A 17,163-nucleotide genomic window follows, 5' to 3' on the forward strand; every position below is an offset into this window, starting at 1 on the left:
CATGCCACCGCGCCTGCCCTGCGCGAGGCCGCGCATGATCCGTCGCCTGCACGACACCAACGACCTGGTGCGCGCGTTCCCGCGCGTGCATTTCGTCGGCATCGGCGGCACCGGCATGAGCGGTATCGCCGAAGTGATGCTGACGCTGGGCTATGAAGTGTCCGGCTCGGACAACGCCGACAACGTGGCGACCCGCCGCCTGGCCAGCCTGGGTGCGCGCATCATGCGCGGCCACTCCGCGGCCAACGTGCTGGGCACCGACTGCGTGGTGGTCTCCAGCGCCATCCGCGAAGACAACCCGGAACTGATGGAAGCGCGCAGCCAGCGCATTCCGATCATGCCGCGTGCGGCGATGCTGGCCGAACTGATGCGCTTCCGCCGCGGCATCGCCGTGGCTGGTACCCATGGCAAGACCACCACCACCAGCCTCACCGCTGCGGTGCTGAGCGAAGGTGGCCTGGACCCGACCTTCGTGATCGGCGGCCAGCTGCTGGCCGCCGGTGCCAACGCCAAGCTGGGTGGCGGGCAGTGGCTGGTGGCCGAGGCCGATGAAAGCGATGGCAGCTTCCTGCGCCTGAACCCGCTGATGTCGATCATCACGAACATTGATGCGGATCATCTGGAGAACTACGGCAACGACTTCGCCCGCGTGCAGGCGGCGTTCGCCGAGTTCCTGCAGCGCCTGCCGTTCTACGGCCTGGCGGTGCTGTGCATCGACGATCCGGAAGTGGCGGCACTGGCTGCCAAGACCCCGCGCCACGTGATGAGCTACGGCATGAGCCCGCAGGCCGACGTGCGCGCCGAGAACGTGGTGCAGGAAGGGTCGCGCATGCGCTTCACCCTGCGCCTGCCGCAGGGCACCAGCCAGGAAGTGGTGCTGGCGCTGCCGGGCAAGCACAACGTACTCAACGCGCTGGCCGCCGCTGCGGTGGGCTGGCAGCTGGGCGTGGCACCGGACGCGATCGCACGCGCGCTGGAGGGCTTCGCCGGTGTCGGCCGTCGCTTCAACGATCTGGGCGAGGTGACCACCGCCAGCGGTGCCAAGGTCCGCATCATCGACGACTACGGCCATCACCCGAGCGAGCTGGAGGCGGTGTTCGCCGCCGCCCGTGGCGGCTGGGCTGACAAGCGCCTGGTGGTGGCCTTCCAGCCGCACCGCTACAGCCGTACCCGCGACCAGTTCGACAAGTTCGCCGCGGTGCTGTCGAGCGTTGATGCGCTGGTGCTGAGCGAGGTCTACCCGGCCGGCGAAGAACCGATTGCTGGCGCCGACTCGCACGCGCTGGCCCGTGCCATCCGTGCGCGCGGCCGCAGCGAGCCGGTGGTGGTGGGCAAGGCCGCCGAGCTGGCCAGCGTGCTGCCGGACGTGCTGCAGGACGGTGACCTGCTGCTGATGATGGGCGCCGGCGACATCGGTGCCGTGGCCACCCATATCGCGGTGGAAGGTTTCAAGGGGGAGGGCCAGGCGTGAGCACGCTGACCTTCCCGCCGCTGCGCGTGACCGACCCGGCCGGGTTCGGCCGCGTCGCCGTGCTGCTGGGCGGCAGTTCCAGCGAACGCGAGGTGTCGCTGGACTCCGGCCGCAACGTGCTCGAAGCCCTGCAGTCGCGTGGCGTCGATGCGTTCGCGGTGGATGGCATCCCGGCGCTGGCCACGGCGCTCGCCGCCGGTGGCATCGACCGCGTGTTCAACATCCTGCACGGCCACAACGGTGGCGGTGAGGACGGCATCGTGCAGGGCCTGATGGACGCCTTCGGCGTTCCGTACACCGGCTCTGACGTGCTGGGTTCTGCGCTGAGCATGGACAAGATCCGCACCAAGCAGGTGTGGTTGTCGCTGGGCCTGCCGACCCCGCAGTACCGCAAGGTCACTGCAGAAGACGTGCACGCCAATGCCGCCGAACTCGGTCTGCCGGTGGTGGTGAAGCCGGCCAACGAAGGCTCCAGCGTGGGCATCAGCCGGGTCACCGATGACGCCGGCCTGGATGAAGCGGTGGCCCTGGCCGCGCGCTACGACGGCCAGCTGCTGATGGAGCAGATGGTGGTCGGCGACGAACTGACCGTGGCCATCCTCGGCGACGTCGCACTGCCGTCGATCCGCATCGTGCCCAAGGGCCAGTGGTACGACTACAACGCCAAGTACATCGCCGAGGACACCCAGTACCTGTGCCCGGGCCTGGACGGTGACGACGAAGAAGAGATCCGCTGCATCGCGCTGGCCGCGTTCCGCGCTGCTGGCTGCCGTGGCTGGGGCCGCGTGGACGTGATGCGTGATCGTGCCAGCGGCCGTTTCTTCCTGCTGGAAGTGAACACCGCGCCGGGCATGACCAGCCATTCGCTGGTGCCCAAGGCGGCCCGCCAGGCCGGCATCGGTTTCGAGGAACTGGTGTGGCGCGTGCTGGAACAGACCCTGGAGGCCTCGCACGCATGAACGCAGTGCTGCGCATCTTCGTCTGGCTGTTGGCGCTGTCGGTGGTTGCACTGCCGGTGGTGGCCGTGGTCAATGGCTGGGTCGGCGCCGAGCGCTGGCCGCTGGCGAAGCTGCGCGTGCATGGTGAGTTCAAGCGGGTGCCGGCCGAACAGCTGCAGCAGGTGCTGCTGCCGTATGCGCGCGCCGGTTTCTTCGCGGTCAAGCTGCAGGACGCGCAGGACGCCCTGGAAAAGCTGCCGTGGGTGGAAAGCGCGCAGGTCCGCAAGCAGTGGCCGGACGTGCTGGAAGTGACCCTGGTCGAGCACAAGCCATTCGCACGCTGGGGTACCGACCGCCTGGTGTCCGAGCAGGGCAAGCTGTTCCCCACGCCGAAGAAACTGTCCGACCTGGCATTGCCCGAACTGGATGGCCCGGACAGCCAGACCGAAGAAGTGATGAAGCTGTACAGCGACTCGCGTGCATTGTTCGCACCGGCCGGCGTCGATGTGCGCCGGGTGACGATGGATGCACGCGGCAGCTGGTCGCTGGTGCTGAGCAACGGCACCGAAGTGGTGGTCGGCCGTGACGACGCGCGCTCGCGCATGCAGCGCTTCGTCAAGGTACTGCCGCAGCTCAACCGTCAGGACGCGCCGATCGAGCGCGCCGACCTCCGTTACACCAATGGTTTCACGCTGAGCTGGGGTACCCCGGCCACGCCGGCGAAAACGCCGGCGACCCCGGCCAGAAGCACGCAGGAAAGGACATGAATCGCAAGGGTGACAAATCGCTGATCGTTGGCCTGGACATCGGCACCTCCAAGGTGGTGGCGCTGGTGGGCGAGTATTCGCCGGGCAACCCGATCGAAGTGATCGGCATCGGCTCGCACGAATCGCGCGGGCTGAAGCGTGGCGTGGTGGTGGACATCGAATCGACCGTGCAGTCGATCCAGCGCGCGGTGGAAGAAGCCGAGCTGATGGCCGGCTGCGAGATCCGCTCGGTGTACGCCTCGATCTCCGGCAACCACGTGCAGTGCAAGAACTCGCCGGGCATCGTCCCGATCCGCGACGGTGAAGTGACCTGGGGCGACCTGGATCGCGTGCTCGACGCGGCCAAGGCGGTGGCGATCCCGGCCGACCAGAAGATCCTGCACGCGATCCCGCGCGAGTACGTGCTGGACGATTCGCAGGAAGGCATCCGCAACCCGGTCGGCATGACCGGCGTGCGCCTGGAAGTGCATGCGCACCTGGTGGTGTGCGCGCAGTCGGCCGCGGCCAACATCAGCAAGTGCGTGCAGCGCTGCGGCCTGCAGGTGGACGACCTGGTGCTGTCCTCGCTGGCCTCCAGCGTGGCGGTGCTGACCGCCGACGAGCGCGAGCTGGGCGTGGTGCTGGTCGACATGGGTGCCGGCACCACCGATATCGCCGTGTTCGTGCAGGGCGCGATCTGCCACACCGCCTCGCTGCCGATCGCCGGCGACCACGTGACCAACGACATCGCGCACATGCTGCGCACGCCGACCCCGGAAGCCGAGCAGATCAAGGTGCGCTATGCCTGCGCCCTGGCCCAGCTGGCCACGGCCGAGGAGAGCATCCAGGTGCCGTCGGTGGGCGACCGCCCGCCGCGCCGCATGCCGCGTCACTCGCTGGCGCAGGCCGTGCAGGGCCGCTACGAGGAAATCTTCGAGATGGTGCAGGCCGAACTGCGCCGCTCCGGCTTCGAGGAACTGGTGCGCGCCGGCATGGTGTTGACCGGCGGCGCTTCGAAGATGGAAGGCGTGGTCGAACTGGCCGAGGAAATGCTGCAGATGCCGGTGCGCGTGGGTATCCCGCAGCACGTCACCGGCCTGGGCGAAGTGGTCGGCAATCCGGTGCACGCCACTGGCGTGGGCCTGCTGCTGATGGGCAGCCAGATCGAGCATCCGCGGCGGCCGTCACTGCCGACCGGGCGCGCCGGAAGCATGTTCAAGAAACTCAAGACCTGGTTCCGCGGCGAGTTCTGACGCGGAACCCGTAAACCCGGGCCTCGCCCGGGCGCAACACCCGCAGTACCCGCATCACAACGCAATACCGGCAACACACAACCCACACAGCCGCAACGTCGGCATGCAGCAGGACGGCAGGACGCCCGAATGCCCATGCCAGCCAAAGCGGATACAACGAGGACACGGACATGGCGCATTTTGAACTGATCGAAAAGATGGCACCCAATGCGGTGATCAAGGTGGTTGGCGTGGGCGGCGGCGGCGGCAATGCCGTGGCGCACATGGTCAACTCGGCGGTGGATGGCGTGGAATTCATCACCGCCAACACCGACTCGCAGGCCATCAAGAATTGTGGTGCCAAGCTGCAGCTGCAGCTGGGTACCAACGTGACCAAGGGCCTGGGCGCAGGCGCGAACCCGGAAGTCGGCCGCCAGGCCGCGCTGGAAGACCGTGAGCGCATCATGGACGCGCTGCAGGGCGCTGACATGGTGTTCATCACCGCCGGCATGGGCGGCGGCACCGGCACCGGCGCCGCGCCGGTGGTGGCACAGCTGGCCAAGGAAATGGGCATCCTGACCGTGGCCGTGGTCACCAAGCCGTTCCCGTTCGAAGGCCGTCGCCGCATGCAGGTGGCGCTGAAGGGCATCGAGGAACTGAGCCAGCACTGCGACTCGCTGATCACCATCCCGAACGAGAAGCTGATCACCGTGCTGGGTCGCAACGCGACCATGATCCAGGCCTTCCGCGCTGCCAACGACGTGCTGCAGGGCGCCGTGCAGGGCATCGCCGACCTGATCGTGCGTCCGGGCCTGATCAACGTCGACTTCGCCGACGTGCGCACCGTCATGTCCGAAATGGGCCTGGCGATGATGGGTACCGGCACCGCCCGTGGCGATGACCGCGCCCAGGCCGCTGCCGAATCGGCGATCCAGAACCCGCTGCTGGACGATGTGAACCTGGCCGGCGCCAACGGCATCCTGGTCAACATCACCGCCGGTGCCGACTTCACCATGGCCGAGTTCGACGAGATCGGCCGCACCATCGATGGCTTCGCTTCCGAAGACGCCACCGTGGTGGTCGGCACCGTGCTGGACCCGGACATGCAGGACGAAGTGCGCGTGACCGTGGTGGCCACTGGCCTGAACCGCGTCTCGGCCAGCAAGACCCAGCGTCCGGGCGAGCGTGCGCCGATCAAGCTGGTCCGCAACGCCACCACCGGCCAGCCGGAGTTCGGCGAGTTCGACAACGGCGGCGATGCCGTCTCCAAGGCGGTGGGCGGCATGGGCCTGGGCCTGCGTCGCGCCAGCAGCGATACCGCAGCGGCCTCCGCACCGTCGGCCCCGGCCGCTTCGGCCCCGGCAGCGGCGGAACTGCCGAACGATTACCTGGACATCCCGGCGTTCCTGCGCCGCCAGGCGGACTAAGCGGGGCGGCCCGGGGTTGTCCTCCCCGGGTTGCGTCACCATGTCCTGAAAACGCGGGCGCCGGGCCAGGATGGGCCCGGCCGCCCTGCTTCACGCGCGTCCCAGCGGCGTGCCGGTGCGTCCTGCCGGTGGCTGCAACTGGCGTTTCAGCCAGGGTAGGGGAGTGCGCGTGTTAATCTAATGTGTCACTTCCGGTCCATCCCCCATGATCCAGCAACGCACCCTCAAGAACACGATCCGCGCCACCGGCGTTGGCCTGCACAGCGGTGACAAGGTCTACATGACCCTGCGCCCGGCACCGGTCAACCATGGCATCGTGTTCCGCCGCGTGGACCTGGACCCGGTCGTGGAAGTGCCGGCCAAGGCCGAACTGGTCACCGAAGTGACCCTGTGCACCGGCCTGACCTGCAACGACGCCAAGATCCAGACCGTCGAACACCTGATGTCGGCGCTGGCCGGCCTGGGTGTGGACAACATCATCGTTGAGCTGTCCTCGGCCGAGCTGCCGATCATGGACGGTTCGGCTGGCCCGTTCGTGTTCCTGCTGCAGTCGGCGGGCATCGTGGAGCAGGATGCGCCCAAGCGCTTCATCCGCGTGCTGAAGACCGTGGAAGTGACCGAGGGCGACAAGGTGGCCCGATTCACCCCGTACGAGGGCTACAAGCTGGGCTTCACCATCCAGTTCGACCACCCGATGATCCCGGCCAAGCAGTCGCGCCAGGAAATCGAGTTCTCGACGCTGGCCTACACCAAGGAAATTTCCCGCGCGCGCACCTTCGGCTTCATGCGCGACCTGGAATACATGCGCGAGCGCAACCTGGGCCTGGGCGGTTCGATGGACAACGCCATCGTGCTGGACGAGTTCCGCGTGCTCAACGAAGACGGCCTGCGCTACGCCGACGAATTCGTGCGCCACAAGATCCTTGATGCCATCGGCGACCTCTACCTGGCCGGTGGCCAGGTGCTGGGCGCCTACGAGGGCTTCAAGTCCGGTCACGCGCTCAACAACAAGCTGGTGCGGGCCCTGATGGCCGACGCCAGCGCCTGGGAATGGGTCAGCTTCGACTCGCCGGCCACCCCGGATCCGGTGGAATATGCCACCCCGGCCTACGCCTGATTCCGTAGATCGTTGAATTTCAAGATAAAAACGCCGCCTTCCAGGGCGGCGTTGTTGTTTCCGGCGCCGGCGACGCATTCAGCGTGCTTGAAAGGCGTCAAGGCCGGTTCAAGGTCACGGTTTTGTGAACCTGTTGGATCGGAAGCCTGAATTTAACGAAGTTTTAACTCCAATCTAACGACAGGCCCCCGGATGGCAGCTAGGATGCGACCCGGCCCCCGAAATGTTTCACGCCGTGGTGACACGCGCGACGGGGAGCGGAGCCGGATGCTCCGTTGCCATCAGGACCGTTTCTTCGGCTTCGAGGGAATGTCCTGCAGGCAAGCCAAGGCGTCGCGTAGCCCTTTGTGCGTGGCGGCTGAAACTGCGTGGGGGCCATTCCGGTTGTCGATCGCTGGGGAGCGTGAGGGAGTGGTGGACGCAGTCTTGATGGTCACCCTGGTGGCCTTCAGCCCGATGGAACGGGCCGCGTCGAGCAACTGGGCTTCGGCAAGCCGCAACTTGGCATGCCAGACCGGGGACTCGACGAGAAAAACGAGGTGTTCCCCGTCCACATTGGCCAGCCGGCAACGGCTGCGCAGAGGTGGCGGCAACTGGGGGCGCAACTGACGGTCCAGCGCGTCGAGCCACAAGGCACGCCGCAGCGGGTTCCCGCTTTTGTCCGCCATCACCGCATCCAGCGCCGGTTTCGGCACTGACGCGGGGCGAACGCTGGATTTCGGCTCAGACATGAAAACTCACTGATGGCATTCAAAAAGATCGTAATCAAAACGCGTGAAGGACAGGCCAAGGCGTCGCCGATCGCGCGTTTGCGGTTCTATTTCGAGGACCGCCCCCGTGCCCTGCTGGGCAGCGTGCTCGGGGTAGGCTGCATTATCGGCCTTGCCGGCGGCATTGGCGCCAGTGCGCTGAATGATTCGCGCCTGCAGGCCAAGGTCGACCGCCAGGATGCGGAGCTGGCCAAGGTCAAGCGCGATGCGCAGACCCAGGTCAACGCGCTGGCCGCCCGCCTCGGCGAGCTGCAGGCCCAGGCCACCCGCCTCAACGCCCTCGGCGAACGGCTGACCCAGATGGGCAAGCTGGAAGACGGCGAGTTCGACTTCAACGAGACCCCCGGCCTCGGTGACGGCGACGCAGGCGGCCCGACCAGTGACATCCCGGTCAAGGACGTCAACGCCGACTTACAGGTGCTGGAGCAGCGCTTTGCTGCTTCAGGCCGCCAGTTGTCGGTGATGGAATCGCTGATGTTCGACCACCAACTGCAGCAGAACGCCGTGCCCTCGCGCATGCCGATCCGCAACAGCTACGTGACCTCCGGCTTCGGCACCCGTGCCGACCCGTTCGGCCGCGGTGCCGCCACCCACAAGGGCATGGACTTCCACGCCAAGGTCGGTGACCCGGTGATGGCCGTCGCCGAAGGCGTGGTCAGCTTCGCCGGCGTGAAGGGCGGCTACGGCAACGTGGTCGATGTCGACCACGGTAACGGCTACGTCACCCGCTACGCGCACAATTCGCGCCTGGTGGTGAAGGCCGGTGACCTGGTCCGTGCCGGCCAGGAAGTGGCCAAGGCCGGTTCCACCGGGCGTTCGACCGGTGCCCACGTGCACTTCGAAGTGTGGGAAAACGGCAACGTGGTCAACCCGCGCAAGTTCCTCGGCGACGGCGGCAACACGCCGGTCGGCCGGATCAGCCGCGGCTGATGCCCGGGTCGGATCCCTTCCGCGCCGCGGACGGGCTCTGACCCGATGCGGTTGATCTGGTAGTGCCGGCCGCTGGCCGGCAATTCCTTTGCGGGGCCCGAACGAGGTTGCCGGCCAGCGGCCGGCACTACCCCACGGGGTTGAAACCCCTCGCGGCCGTCCCAAGCTACAATGGGTGTTGCCATCGACAGGGCGCCAGGCGCCCTGTTTCGTTTGCGGCGGACGGATCCCAAGGGGGAGGCCGGGCGTCGTGTCCATCCAACCCGGTTCCTTCAATGATCAACAGCCTGCTTACCCGCGTATTTGGCAGTCGTAACGAACGACAGCTGCGCCAGCTCAACCGCATCGTCGCCAAGATCAATGCGCTGGAGCCGGAGATCGAGAAGCTTTCCGACGAGCAGCTTCAGGCCAAGACGCCGGAGTTCAAGCAGCGCATCGCCGGCGGTGAAGCCCTGGACAAGGTGCTGCCGGAAGCGTTCGCGGTCTGCCGCGAAGCCGGTCGCCGCGTGCTGGGCATGCGCCACTACGACGTGCAGCTGATCGGCGGCATGGTGCTTCACCTGGGCAAGATCGCAGAAATGCGCACCGGTGAAGGCAAGACCCTGGTGGCGACCCTGCCGGTGTACCTCAACGCGCTGGAAGGCAAGGGCGTGCACGTGGTCACCGTGAACGACTACCTGGCCCGCCGCGACGCCGCGCAGATGGGCAAGCTGTACAACTGGCTGGGCCTGAGCGTGGGCGTGGTGTACCCGGGCATGCCGCACAGCGACAAGCGCGAAGCCTACGCGGCCGACATCACCTACGGCACCAACAACGAATTCGGTTTCGACTACCTGCGCGACAACATGGCGCTGTCCAAGGCCGACCGCTACCAGCGCGGCCTGCACTACGCCATCGTCGACGAAGTCGACTCCATCCTGATCGACGAAGCGCGTACCCCGCTGATCATCTCGGGCCCGGCCGATGATTCCCCGGAGCTGTACATCCGCGTCAACCGCGTCGTGCCGCACCTGGTCAAGCAGGAAGCGGAAGACGGCGAAGGCGATTTCTGGGTGGACGAGAAGGGCAAGCAGGTGCATCTGTCCGAAGCGGGCATGGAGCACGCCGAGCAGCTGCTGGTCGACGCCGGCATCCTCGACGGCGAGACCGAAGGCCTGTACGCGGCGCAGAACCTGACCGTGGTCCACCACCTCAATGCCGCCCTGCGCGCGCACGCGATCTACCAGCGTGACGTGGACTACATCGTGCGCGACGGCGAAGTGGTCATCGTCGACGAGTTCACCGGCCGTACCCTGGCCGGCCGCCGCTGGTCCGACGGCCTGCACCAGGCGGTGGAAGCGAAGGAAGGCGTGCCGGTCCAGCGCGAGAACCAGACGCTGGCGAGCATCACCTTCCAGAACCTGTTCCGCATGTACAAGAAGCTGTCCGGCATGACCGGTACGGCCGATACCGAAGCGTTCGAATTCCAGAGCATCTACGGCCTGGAAGTGGTGGTGATCCCGACCAACCGCCCGACCATCCGCAAGGACAGCCCGGACCAGGTGTTCCTCAACCGCAAGGGCAAGTTCAATGCGGTGCTGGCCGACATCGAAGAGTGCGCCAAGCGCGGCCAGCCGGTGCTGGTGGGTACCACCTCGATCGAAACCTCGGAAATGCTGTCCGAGCACCTGAGCAAGGCCGGCGTGAAGCACGAAGTGCTCAACGCCAAGCAGCATGACCGCGAAGCGACCATCGTCGCCAATGCCGGCCGTCCGGCCGCCGTGACCATCGCCACCAACATGGCCGGCCGTGGTACCGACATCGTGCTGGGCGGTTCGCTGGAAGCCGAGATCCACGCCCTGGGCGAGGACGCGACCGACGAGCAGAAGGCCGCAGTCAAGGCCGAATGGCAGAAGCGCCACGATGCAGTGAAGGCCGCGGGCGGCCTGCACATCGTCGGCACCGAGCGCCATGAATCGCGCCGTATCGACAACCAGCTGCGTGGCCGTTCGGGCCGCCAGGGTGACCCGGGTTCGTCCCGCTTCTACCTGTCGCTGGAAGACAACCTGATGCGCATCTTCGCCTCCGACTGGGTGCAGAAGGCCATGCGCATGATGGGCATGAAGGAAGACGACGTCATCGAGGACCGCCTTGTCAGCCGCCAGATCGAGAAGGCGCAGCGCAAGGTCGAGGCCCACAACTTCGACATCCGCAAGAACCTGCTGGACTTCGACGACGTCAACAACGACCAGCGCAAGGTGATCTACGCCCAGCGCGACGAGCTGCTGGATGCCGAGTCGGTGAAGGCGAATGTCGATGGCATCCGCGACGACGTGATCTTCGACATCGTTGCGCGCTTCGTGCCGCCGAACTCGATCGACGAGCAGTGGGACCTGCGCGGCCTGGAAGCGACCCTGGAGTCGGACTTCGGCCTGCAGATGTCGCTGACCGACCTGGTCAAGGAACACGAAGAGCTGGACGCAGAGGCCATCGCCACCAAGGTCCAGGAGCGCGTCAACCAGCACTTCGCCGAGAAGGAAGCCGGCCTGGGCGAAGAGACCATGCGCGCGCTGGAGAAGCACGTGATGCTGACCGTGCTGGACCAGAGCTGGAAGGAGCACCTGGCGCGCATGGATTACCTGCGCCAGGGCATCTACCTGCGTGGTTACGCGCAGAAGCAGCCGAAGCAGGAATACAAGAAGGAAGCCTTCGAGCTGTTCTCGGACATGCTGGAGAACGTCAAGCGCGAAGTGGTGACCCTGCTGGCCCGCGTGCGTATCCGCAGCGACGAGGAAGTGCAGGCCCTGGAAGCGGCCGAGCGCCAGCAGGTGCAGGCGCGCCTGAGCCAGTCGCAGTTCCAGCACCAGGATGCGGGCGGCTACAGCGCCGACGAGGAAGCCGCGCAGGTCGAAGCCGCCCAGCAGGGCGTGGCCACGCTGCAGCGCGACGAGCCGAAGATCGGCCGCAACGATCCGTGCCCGTGCGGCAGTGGCAAGAAGTACAAGCACTGCCACGGCCAGCTGAGCTGACCCCGAAAGGCCCCGCGCAAGCGGGGCTTTTCTTTCATGGCGGCTGTTTCGCGGGGCTGATCCGGCCGGATCCGAGATTGCGTGGCCCGCCCTGTTCTGGGCATGCTTCCCCCATGCCTTCCCCCACCCGATCGATCCATGTCGTGGCCGCCGTCATCACCGACGCCCGTGGCCGCGTGCTGCTCAACCGCCGTACCGAGAATCGCGACATGGCCGGTCTGTGGGAGTTCCCCGGCGGCAAGCGCGAATCCGGCGAGACCTCCGAACAGGCGCTGGTGCGTGAACTGCGCGAAGAGCTGGGCATCGAGGCCGATGTCGGGCCCTGGCTGATGGACGTGCCGCAGCGTTATCCAGACAAGCTCCTGACCCTGGAAGTGCGCCACGTGCGCAGCTGGAAGGGCACACCGCGCGGGCGCGAAGGCCAGGCGATCACCTGGGTGGCGCAGGACAAGCTGGGCCGCTATTCGATGCCGCCGGCCGACCTGCCGGTGGTGGCCGCACTGCGCCAACCGGACCGTTACCTGATCACGCCAGCGCCGGCCGACGATGCCGGCGGCGTGCAGCACTGGCATGACCGGCTGCAGCAGGCAGTGGCGGCGGGCCAGCAGCGCATCCAGCTGCGCCTGCCGCCGGAACATCCGCAGCGGCAGGCCATGATCGAACAGGCCGTGCGCGCGCATCGCCGCGGCGTGCAGTGGCTGCTGAACCGTGATATCGCGTTGGCACGCGCACTGGGCGTGGGCGTGCACCTGGGCAGCGAGCAATTGCTGGCCCTGCAGGAACGGCCCTTGCCGGAAGGGCAGCTGGTCGCCGCGTCCTGCCACGATCTGGAGCAGCTGCAGGCAGCGCAGCGGCTGGGCTGCGACTTCGCGGTGCTCGGCCCGGTGCAGGCCACGGCCAGCCATCCCGAAGCGGCGCCGCTGGGCTGGGAGGCCTTCGCCGCACTGCGCGCGCAGGTGTCGCTGCCGATCTACGCGTTGGGCGGCATGGCCGCTGGCCACATCGCCGAAGCGCGCCGGCATGGCGGGCAGGGCATCGCTGCGATTCGCGGGTTGTGGCCAGGGTAACGCCGCGCACGCGGGGTCAGATCCCTGCGCAGCAGGGCTCTGACCCCATGGCCGAGATCCGACCCCTCCCGATCACAACGTGATCCAGAAACACCCGTATTGCCGGCGCAACCCCAGCACGGTCGAAGCGCGCGACACGCTGCCGGGCAAGGTCTGCTCCAGGCGCAGGCCGACCGGATGCCGTGCCGCTGGCGGCTCAGGGTCGGATCCCTGCGCCGCAGGGCTCTGACCCTCCTCCTGCGAGGACGCCAGCCCCTGTGACGGATACACCGGCACCACGTCCACCAGCGGCCGTCGTGCCAGCGATTCGAGTTGACCGAGGATGCGCTGCGCGCCCGCATCGGAGACCGCACCCCACAGGTACAGCGAGGACAGCCGGTTCACATCGTGGCTGACGATACCGGTGCGCAGTGCCTCCACCAGCTCGCTCAGGCGCCGTGGGCAGCGCGCACCCAGGGTGTCGCGCGGTAGGGTGCTGCCTGTGGGCGCGGGCGGTGGTAGTCGCGATTGGGCGCCAACGCTGTCGCAGGGACGGTCGGTATACACGCTCTGTCCCTGCGCGTCGGTGCAGCGGTTCAAGCGTGGGGACTGCGCATGGACCACGCTCGATGCCGAACACAACGACAGCAGCAACAGCAGGAAGGAAAACCGTTTCATCGACGCAGGGTAGCGCCGATCGCGGTGGCATGGCGTGCTTTCAGCCGTGCAGCAGCTTCAACACCGACGTGGTCGGCTTGGCCAGGTTCAATGTGTAGAAGTGCAGGCCCGGCGCGCCGCCCTCGATCAGGCGCTGGCACAGTTTGGCCACCACTTCGGTACCGAACGCCCGCACCGATTCGGCATCATCGCCATAGGCCTGCATCTTGCGGCTGATCCAGCGCGGGATTTCCGCACCGCACTGCTCGGAGAAGCGGCGCAGCTGGCTGAAGTTGGCGATCGGCATGATGCCGGGCGTGATCGGTACCTGCACGCCGAGCCGGCGCACGGCATCGACGAAGTGGAAGTACGCATCGGGGTTGTAGAAATACTGGGTGATCGCCGCGTCGGCGCCGGCGTCGATCTTGGCCTTGAAGTGCTTCAGGTCGGCCAGTGCGTCGGAAGCCTGCGGGTGCGTTTCGGGGTACGCGCCCACTTCGATATGGAACGCATCGCCGTGCTCGTCGCGGATGAAGTCGATCAGTTCGGCGGCATAGCGCATGTCACCGGGGAAGCCCATGCCCGACGGCAGATCGCCGCGCAGCGCGACCAGGCGGCGGCAGCCGATGGCGCGGTACAGCTTGAGCAGCTCGCGGATTTCCTGGCGGGTGCCACCGACGCAGGACAGATGCGGTGCGGCATCGAAGCCATGGTGCTGGTTGAGGTGGCGCACGGTCTCGGAGGTGTAGCTCAGGGTCGAGCCACCGGCACCGAAGGTGCACGACACGTACTCGGGGCCGTAGTCCTTCAACCTGGCCGCGGCGCGGTCCAGCTGGCTGCGCTGTTCGTCGGTCTTGGGTGGATAGAACTCGAAGCTGATGGCGGTCATGGCACGGGCGGCAGCGGCGGGTGCGGATCAGTATATCGCTTCATCAAGATGGATGTGCGATTGAGGCGTGAGGGCAGGTCATCCGTGGAGCGCGACCGTTCGCCCTGCTGACCGGCCGCTGCTCCGGAATCGCAACCCGGATGCCGTGGCCGGCGGCACGCTGATCCCATCCCGGCACCACCCACCTGATGAAGGAGCAGACGATGAAGATCTTCCTGGCACTCTGGTACGCGATGAAGGCCCTGGCCCGGCTGGCAATGATCGGCATGGCGATGGCCGTGCTCGGCTCCGGTTCCGCGCATGCCGCCACCGGCTCGACCGCTGGCAGGGTGCAGGTCGAGGTGGTCGGCAAGGGCCGCCCGCTGCTGATGATTCCCGGCCTCAACAGCAGCGCCGAGGTCTGGCGCGAGACCTGCCGCGCGTTGAAGGACGTGCAGTGCCACCTGGTGCAGTTGCCGGGGTTTGCCGGCGCAGTGCCGGCAGACCCGCGGCCGGTGGATTTCCTTTCGGCCATGCGCGACCAGCTGCTGGCCTATGTGCATGACCAGAAGCTGGACCATCCGGCGGTGATCGGCCACAGCCTGGGGGGCGTGCTGACGCTGCAGATGGCGGTGAAGGAATCGGACGCATTGGGGCCGCTGGTCATCGTCGATTCGCTGCCCTTCTATGCAGGCATGCAGAACCCGCAGGCGACCGCACGGAGCGTGCAGCCGATGGCCGAACAGATGCGCACTGCGATGTTGGCTGCAGACCCGGCCAGCTACCAGGCGCAGGCCGAGGCGGCGCTGGCCCCGCTGACCAACAGCACCGCGCGCCTGCCCGAACTGAAGCGCTGGGGCCATGACAGCGATCGCGCCACCACTGCCGATGCGATGTACTCGCTGCTGGTGACCGACCTGCGCAGCGAAGTGGCCGGCATCCACTCGCCTACGCTGGTCCTGGGCGCCTGGGCGTCCTACCAGGCACTCGGTGCGACCGAATCATCGGCGCGTGCGATCTTCCAGTCGCAGTACGCCGCGCTGCCCGGTGTGCGCGTCGAACTGAGCGCGACCGGCCACCACTTCCTGATGTGGGATGATCCGCAGTGGCTGCGTGGGCAGGTGCAGGCATTCCTGGACAGCCACCGCTGATCCTTCCGACCGCTCCGGCCATGGCCATGCCCGATTCGACTTCCACACTGCGCTTCTGGTTGATCAACACCCTCGGTTGGGCGCTGTTCTGCGCGCTCAGCCTGGCGATGACCAGCACCTTCGGCGGCGGTGCCAGCAGTGGTGGCACGCTCATCAGCGTCGGCCTGGGCGTGCTGCTGTGGGGTATCAGTGCGGGCGTGCGTGCACTGGCCCTGCGGCGCCGCTGGTGGCAGCGGGAGCTTGGCGCGCTGGTACTGCGGCTTGCGCTGGCGGTGCTGCTGGGCGCGCTGCTGGCACAGTTGCTGCTGATGGCCGTGCTGCAGCCGGCGCTGGCACTGGGTTGGGTGGATTTCGGTGGACAGCCGGGTGACTTCCGCCCGGTGGCACGGCTGGCCTATCTGCTCAACACCGTGCTGCTGCTGGGCCTGTGGACCGCGCTGTGGGCAGGCCTGCACAGCCTGCGCCAGGCGCGCCGCGCGGAACTCGAACGCCTGCGCGCCGAGGCCGAACGCAGCGCCCTGGAGCGCGATGCGCTGCGTGCGCGGCTCAACCCGCACTTCATGTTCAATGCGCTGAACAACCTGCGTGCGCTGATCCTGGAAGACCCGGAACGGGCCCGTGACATGGTCACCCGCTTGTCGCGCACGCTGCGCCAGGCGCTGGCGCACAACCGCAGCGAACAGGTGACGCTGGCCGAGGAGCTGGCGGTGGTGGACGACTACCTGGCCATCGAGGCGGTCCATTTCGAACAGCGCCTGCAGGTGCGGCAGCAGATCGATGGCGATGCCATGCAGGCACAGCTGCCGGCGATGGCGTTGCAGTTGCTGGTGGAGAACGCGATCAAGCACGGTATCGCCAGTCGCCCCGGCGGCGGCGAGGTGCAGATCCGCGCCACGCTGGACAATGACGTGCTGCGGTTGCAGGTGGACAATCCACTTTCAACCGGCAGCGAACCCACCCATGGCCATGGTGTCGGCCTGGCCTACCTGCGTGCGCAGTTGGGCGCGCGTGGCCGATTCGTGCTGCAGCCGGTCGGTGACCGCATGCAGGCCCTGCTGGAGGTTCCGCAATGAGTGGCATGCTGCGCGTGTTGATCGTCGATGACGCACGGCTGGCGCGGCAGGAGCTGCGTACGCTGTTGTCAGCGCTGCCCTGGGTGCAGTGCGTAGGCGAGGCCGATGATGTGCCGGCCGCACGCGAGGCGATCGCCACGCTGGCGCCGGACCTGGTGCTGCTGGATGTGCAGATGCCCTCCGGCAGCGGCTTCGATGTGCTGGATGGACTGGAGACGGTGCCGGCGGTGGTGTTCGTTACCGCTTATGACACCTATGCGGTACGCGCATTCCAGGCCAACGCGCTGGACTATCTGGTGAAGCCGGTGGAGGCACCGCGCCTGCTGGAAGCGCTGGAGCGGGCGCGTGAGCGCGACGTGGTGGCGAGCGGCGCGCCGGAACTGCGAAGCACGCTGGGTGCGCAGGATCAGGTGTTCGTGCGCGAGGGTGAACGCTGCTGGTTCGTGGCGGTCTCCGAGATCCGTCGGCTGGTGGTGGATGGCAACTACACGCGGCTGTGGTTCCGCGACCAGAACGCGCTGTTGACCCGCAGCCTGAGCGCGCTGGAAGCACGCCTGCCGCAGGATCTGTTCTTCCGCGCCAACCGCAACACGCTGGTCAACCTGCGCCGTATCCGTGGCGTGTCGCCCAGCATCGGCGACGGCTACGACCTGGCGCTGGATGATGGCAGCGAGGTGGAGGTGTCGCGGCGGCAGGCGCGTGAACTGCGCGAGCGGATGGCGTTGTAGC

14 protein-coding genes and 1 pseudogene are annotated in these 17,163 nt (G+C 67.2%); 12 read left to right on the forward strand and 3 right to left on the reverse strand.

The annotated features are described in order from the left end of the window. Positions 1 to 34: 34 nt before the first annotated feature. The 6 genes and pseudogenes from murC (at position 35) to lpxC (ending at position 6,931) form a co-directional block, all read left to right on the forward strand. The gene (gene murC / locus ACZK1G_RS03425) at positions 35 to 1,471 is read left to right on the forward strand and encodes a UDP-N-acetylmuramate--L-alanine ligase (protein ID WP_014035986.1); all 1,437 of its coding nucleotides are present in this window, start codon (positions 35 to 37) and stop codon (positions 1,469 to 1,471) included. After that, a complete protein-coding gene (locus ACZK1G_RS03430) occupies positions 1,468 to 2,430 on the forward strand; it encodes a D-alanine--D-alanine ligase (RefSeq protein WP_049443147.1) in 963 nt (320 codons plus the stop codon). The genes murC and ACZK1G_RS03430 overlap by 4 nt, the downstream gene beginning before the upstream one ends. Further along, positions 2,427 to 3,104, forward strand: a pseudogene (locus tag ACZK1G_RS03435) (cell division protein FtsQ/DivIB); the annotation flags it as partial. The gene ACZK1G_RS03430 and the pseudogene ACZK1G_RS03435, both read left to right, overlap by 4 nt. A 68-nt stretch (positions 3,105 to 3,172) precedes the next feature. Then, positions 3,173 to 4,408, forward strand: a complete 1,236-nt coding sequence (gene ftsA, locus ACZK1G_RS03440; protein ID WP_005408083.1) for a cell division protein FtsA — start codon at positions 3,173 to 3,175, stop codon at positions 4,406 to 4,408. Positions 4,409 to 4,578: 170 nt separating this feature from the next. Then, on the forward strand, positions 4,579 to 5,814 hold the full coding sequence (ftsZ, locus tag ACZK1G_RS03445; RefSeq protein WP_005415297.1) for a cell division protein FtsZ: 1,236 nt from the start codon (positions 4,579 to 4,581) through the stop codon (positions 5,812 to 5,814). 205 nt (positions 5,815 to 6,019) lie between these two features. Then, positions 6,020 to 6,931, forward strand: coding sequence for a UDP-3-O-acyl-N-acetylglucosamine deacetylase (gene lpxC, locus ACZK1G_RS03450; RefSeq protein ID WP_008267619.1), 912 nt, complete (start codon positions 6,020 to 6,022; stop codon positions 6,929 to 6,931). A gap of 281 nt (positions 6,932 to 7,212) precedes the next feature. On the opposite strand, the gene ACZK1G_RS03455 is transcribed toward lpxC, so the two are convergent. Continuing rightward, a complete protein-coding gene (locus tag ACZK1G_RS03455) occupies positions 7,213 to 7,662 on the reverse strand; it encodes a DciA family protein (protein ID WP_014035989.1) in 450 nt (149 codons plus the stop codon). 12 nt (positions 7,663 to 7,674) lie between these two features. Here ACZK1G_RS03455 and ACZK1G_RS03460 point away from each other — a divergent pair, with 12 nt between their 5' ends. The 3 genes from ACZK1G_RS03460 to ACZK1G_RS03470 all read left to right on the forward strand — a co-directional run bounded on the left by ACZK1G_RS03460 (position 7,675) and on the right by ACZK1G_RS03470 (position 12,706). Beyond that, positions 7,675 to 8,631 (forward strand): M23 family metallopeptidase, encoded by a 957-nt coding sequence (locus ACZK1G_RS03460; RefSeq protein ID WP_049443148.1) that lies wholly within the window; start codon positions 7,675 to 7,677, stop codon positions 8,629 to 8,631. A gap of 275 nt (positions 8,632 to 8,906) precedes the next feature. Beyond that, complete coding sequence (secA, locus tag ACZK1G_RS03465; protein ID WP_014035991.1) at positions 8,907 to 11,639, forward strand: preprotein translocase subunit SecA; 2,733 nt, start codon at positions 8,907 to 8,909, stop codon at positions 11,637 to 11,639. A 113-nt stretch (positions 11,640 to 11,752) separates the two neighbouring features. After that, the gene (locus ACZK1G_RS03470) at positions 11,753 to 12,706 is read left to right on the forward strand and encodes a Nudix family hydrolase (RefSeq protein WP_049444805.1); all 954 of its coding nucleotides are present in this window, start codon (positions 11,753 to 11,755) and stop codon (positions 12,704 to 12,706) included. Positions 12,707 to 12,778: 72 nt separating this feature from the next. On the opposite strand, the gene ACZK1G_RS03475 is transcribed toward ACZK1G_RS03470, so the two are convergent. Further along, entirely contained in the window at positions 12,779 to 13,363 is a 585-nt protein-coding gene (locus tag ACZK1G_RS03475) for a DUF4124 domain-containing protein (RefSeq protein WP_049444804.1), read from the reverse strand. A 40-nt stretch (positions 13,364 to 13,403) separates the two neighbouring features. Next, positions 13,404 to 14,231, reverse strand: a complete 828-nt coding sequence (gene metF / locus ACZK1G_RS03480; RefSeq protein WP_049444801.1) for a methylenetetrahydrofolate reductase [NAD(P)H] — start codon at positions 14,229 to 14,231, stop codon at positions 13,404 to 13,406. 203 nt (positions 14,232 to 14,434) lie between these two features. On the opposite strand from metF, the gene ACZK1G_RS03485 reads away from it, so the two are divergent. Genes ACZK1G_RS03485 through ACZK1G_RS03495 form a run of 3 tightly spaced genes read left to right on the forward strand, consistent with a single transcriptional unit; the run spans position 14,435 to position 17,162 of the window. Further along, positions 14,435 to 15,361, forward strand: a complete 927-nt coding sequence (locus tag ACZK1G_RS03485; RefSeq protein WP_101764935.1) for an alpha/beta fold hydrolase — start codon at positions 14,435 to 14,437, stop codon at positions 15,359 to 15,361. A gap of 26 nt (positions 15,362 to 15,387) precedes the next feature. Next, positions 15,388 to 16,434 (forward strand): sensor histidine kinase, encoded by a 1,047-nt coding sequence (locus ACZK1G_RS03490; protein WP_101766373.1) that lies wholly within the window; start codon positions 15,388 to 15,390, stop codon positions 16,432 to 16,434. After that, positions 16,431 to 17,162, forward strand: coding sequence for a LytR/AlgR family response regulator transcription factor (locus ACZK1G_RS03495; protein ID WP_101764936.1), 732 nt, complete (start codon positions 16,431 to 16,433; stop codon positions 17,160 to 17,162). The genes ACZK1G_RS03490 and ACZK1G_RS03495 overlap by 4 nt, the downstream gene beginning before the upstream one ends. The last annotated feature ends 1 nt before the right edge of the window (position 17,163 follow it).

The organism is Stenotrophomonas sp. 109824_Sma (assembly GCF_056480025.1).

Excerpts from the sequence above, each read along its gene's own strand:
- ACZK1G_RS03475 (WP_049444804.1), bottom strand. The coding sequence starts at position 13,363 with ATGAAACGGTTTTCCTTCCTGCTGTTGCTGCTGTCGTTGTGTTCGGCA.
- secA (WP_014035991.1), top strand. The coding sequence starts at position 8,907 with ATGATCAACAGCCTGCTTACCCGCGTATTTGGCAGTCGTAACGAACGA.
- lpxC (WP_008267619.1), top strand. The coding sequence starts at position 6,020 with ATGATCCAGCAACGCACCCTCAAGAACACGATCCGCGCCACCGGCGTT.
- ACZK1G_RS03455 (WP_014035989.1), bottom strand. The coding sequence starts at position 7,662 with ATGTCTGAGCCGAAATCCAGCGTTCGCCCCGCGTCAGTGCCGAAACCG.
- murC (WP_014035986.1), top strand. The coding sequence starts at position 35 with ATGATCCGTCGCCTGCACGACACCAACGACCTGGTGCGCGCGTTCCCG.
- ACZK1G_RS03460 (WP_049443148.1), top strand. The coding sequence starts at position 7,675 with ATGGCATTCAAAAAGATCGTAATCAAAACGCGTGAAGGACAGGCCAAG.
- ftsA (WP_005408083.1), top strand. The coding sequence starts at position 3,173 with ATGAATCGCAAGGGTGACAAATCGCTGATCGTTGGCCTGGACATCGGC.
- ACZK1G_RS03485 (WP_101764935.1), top strand. The coding sequence starts at position 14,435 with ATGAAGATCTTCCTGGCACTCTGGTACGCGATGAAGGCCCTGGCCCGG.
- metF (WP_049444801.1), bottom strand. The coding sequence starts at position 14,231 with ATGACCGCCATCAGCTTCGAGTTCTATCCACCCAAGACCGACGAACAG.
- ACZK1G_RS03470 (WP_049444805.1), top strand. The coding sequence starts at position 11,753 with ATGCCTTCCCCCACCCGATCGATCCATGTCGTGGCCGCCGTCATCACC.
- ACZK1G_RS03495 (WP_101764936.1), top strand. The coding sequence starts at position 16,431 with ATGAGTGGCATGCTGCGCGTGTTGATCGTCGATGACGCACGGCTGGCG.
- ACZK1G_RS03490 (WP_101766373.1), top strand. The coding sequence starts at position 15,388 with ATGCCCGATTCGACTTCCACACTGCGCTTCTGGTTGATCAACACCCTC.
- ftsZ (WP_005415297.1), top strand. The coding sequence starts at position 4,579 with ATGGCGCATTTTGAACTGATCGAAAAGATGGCACCCAATGCGGTGATC.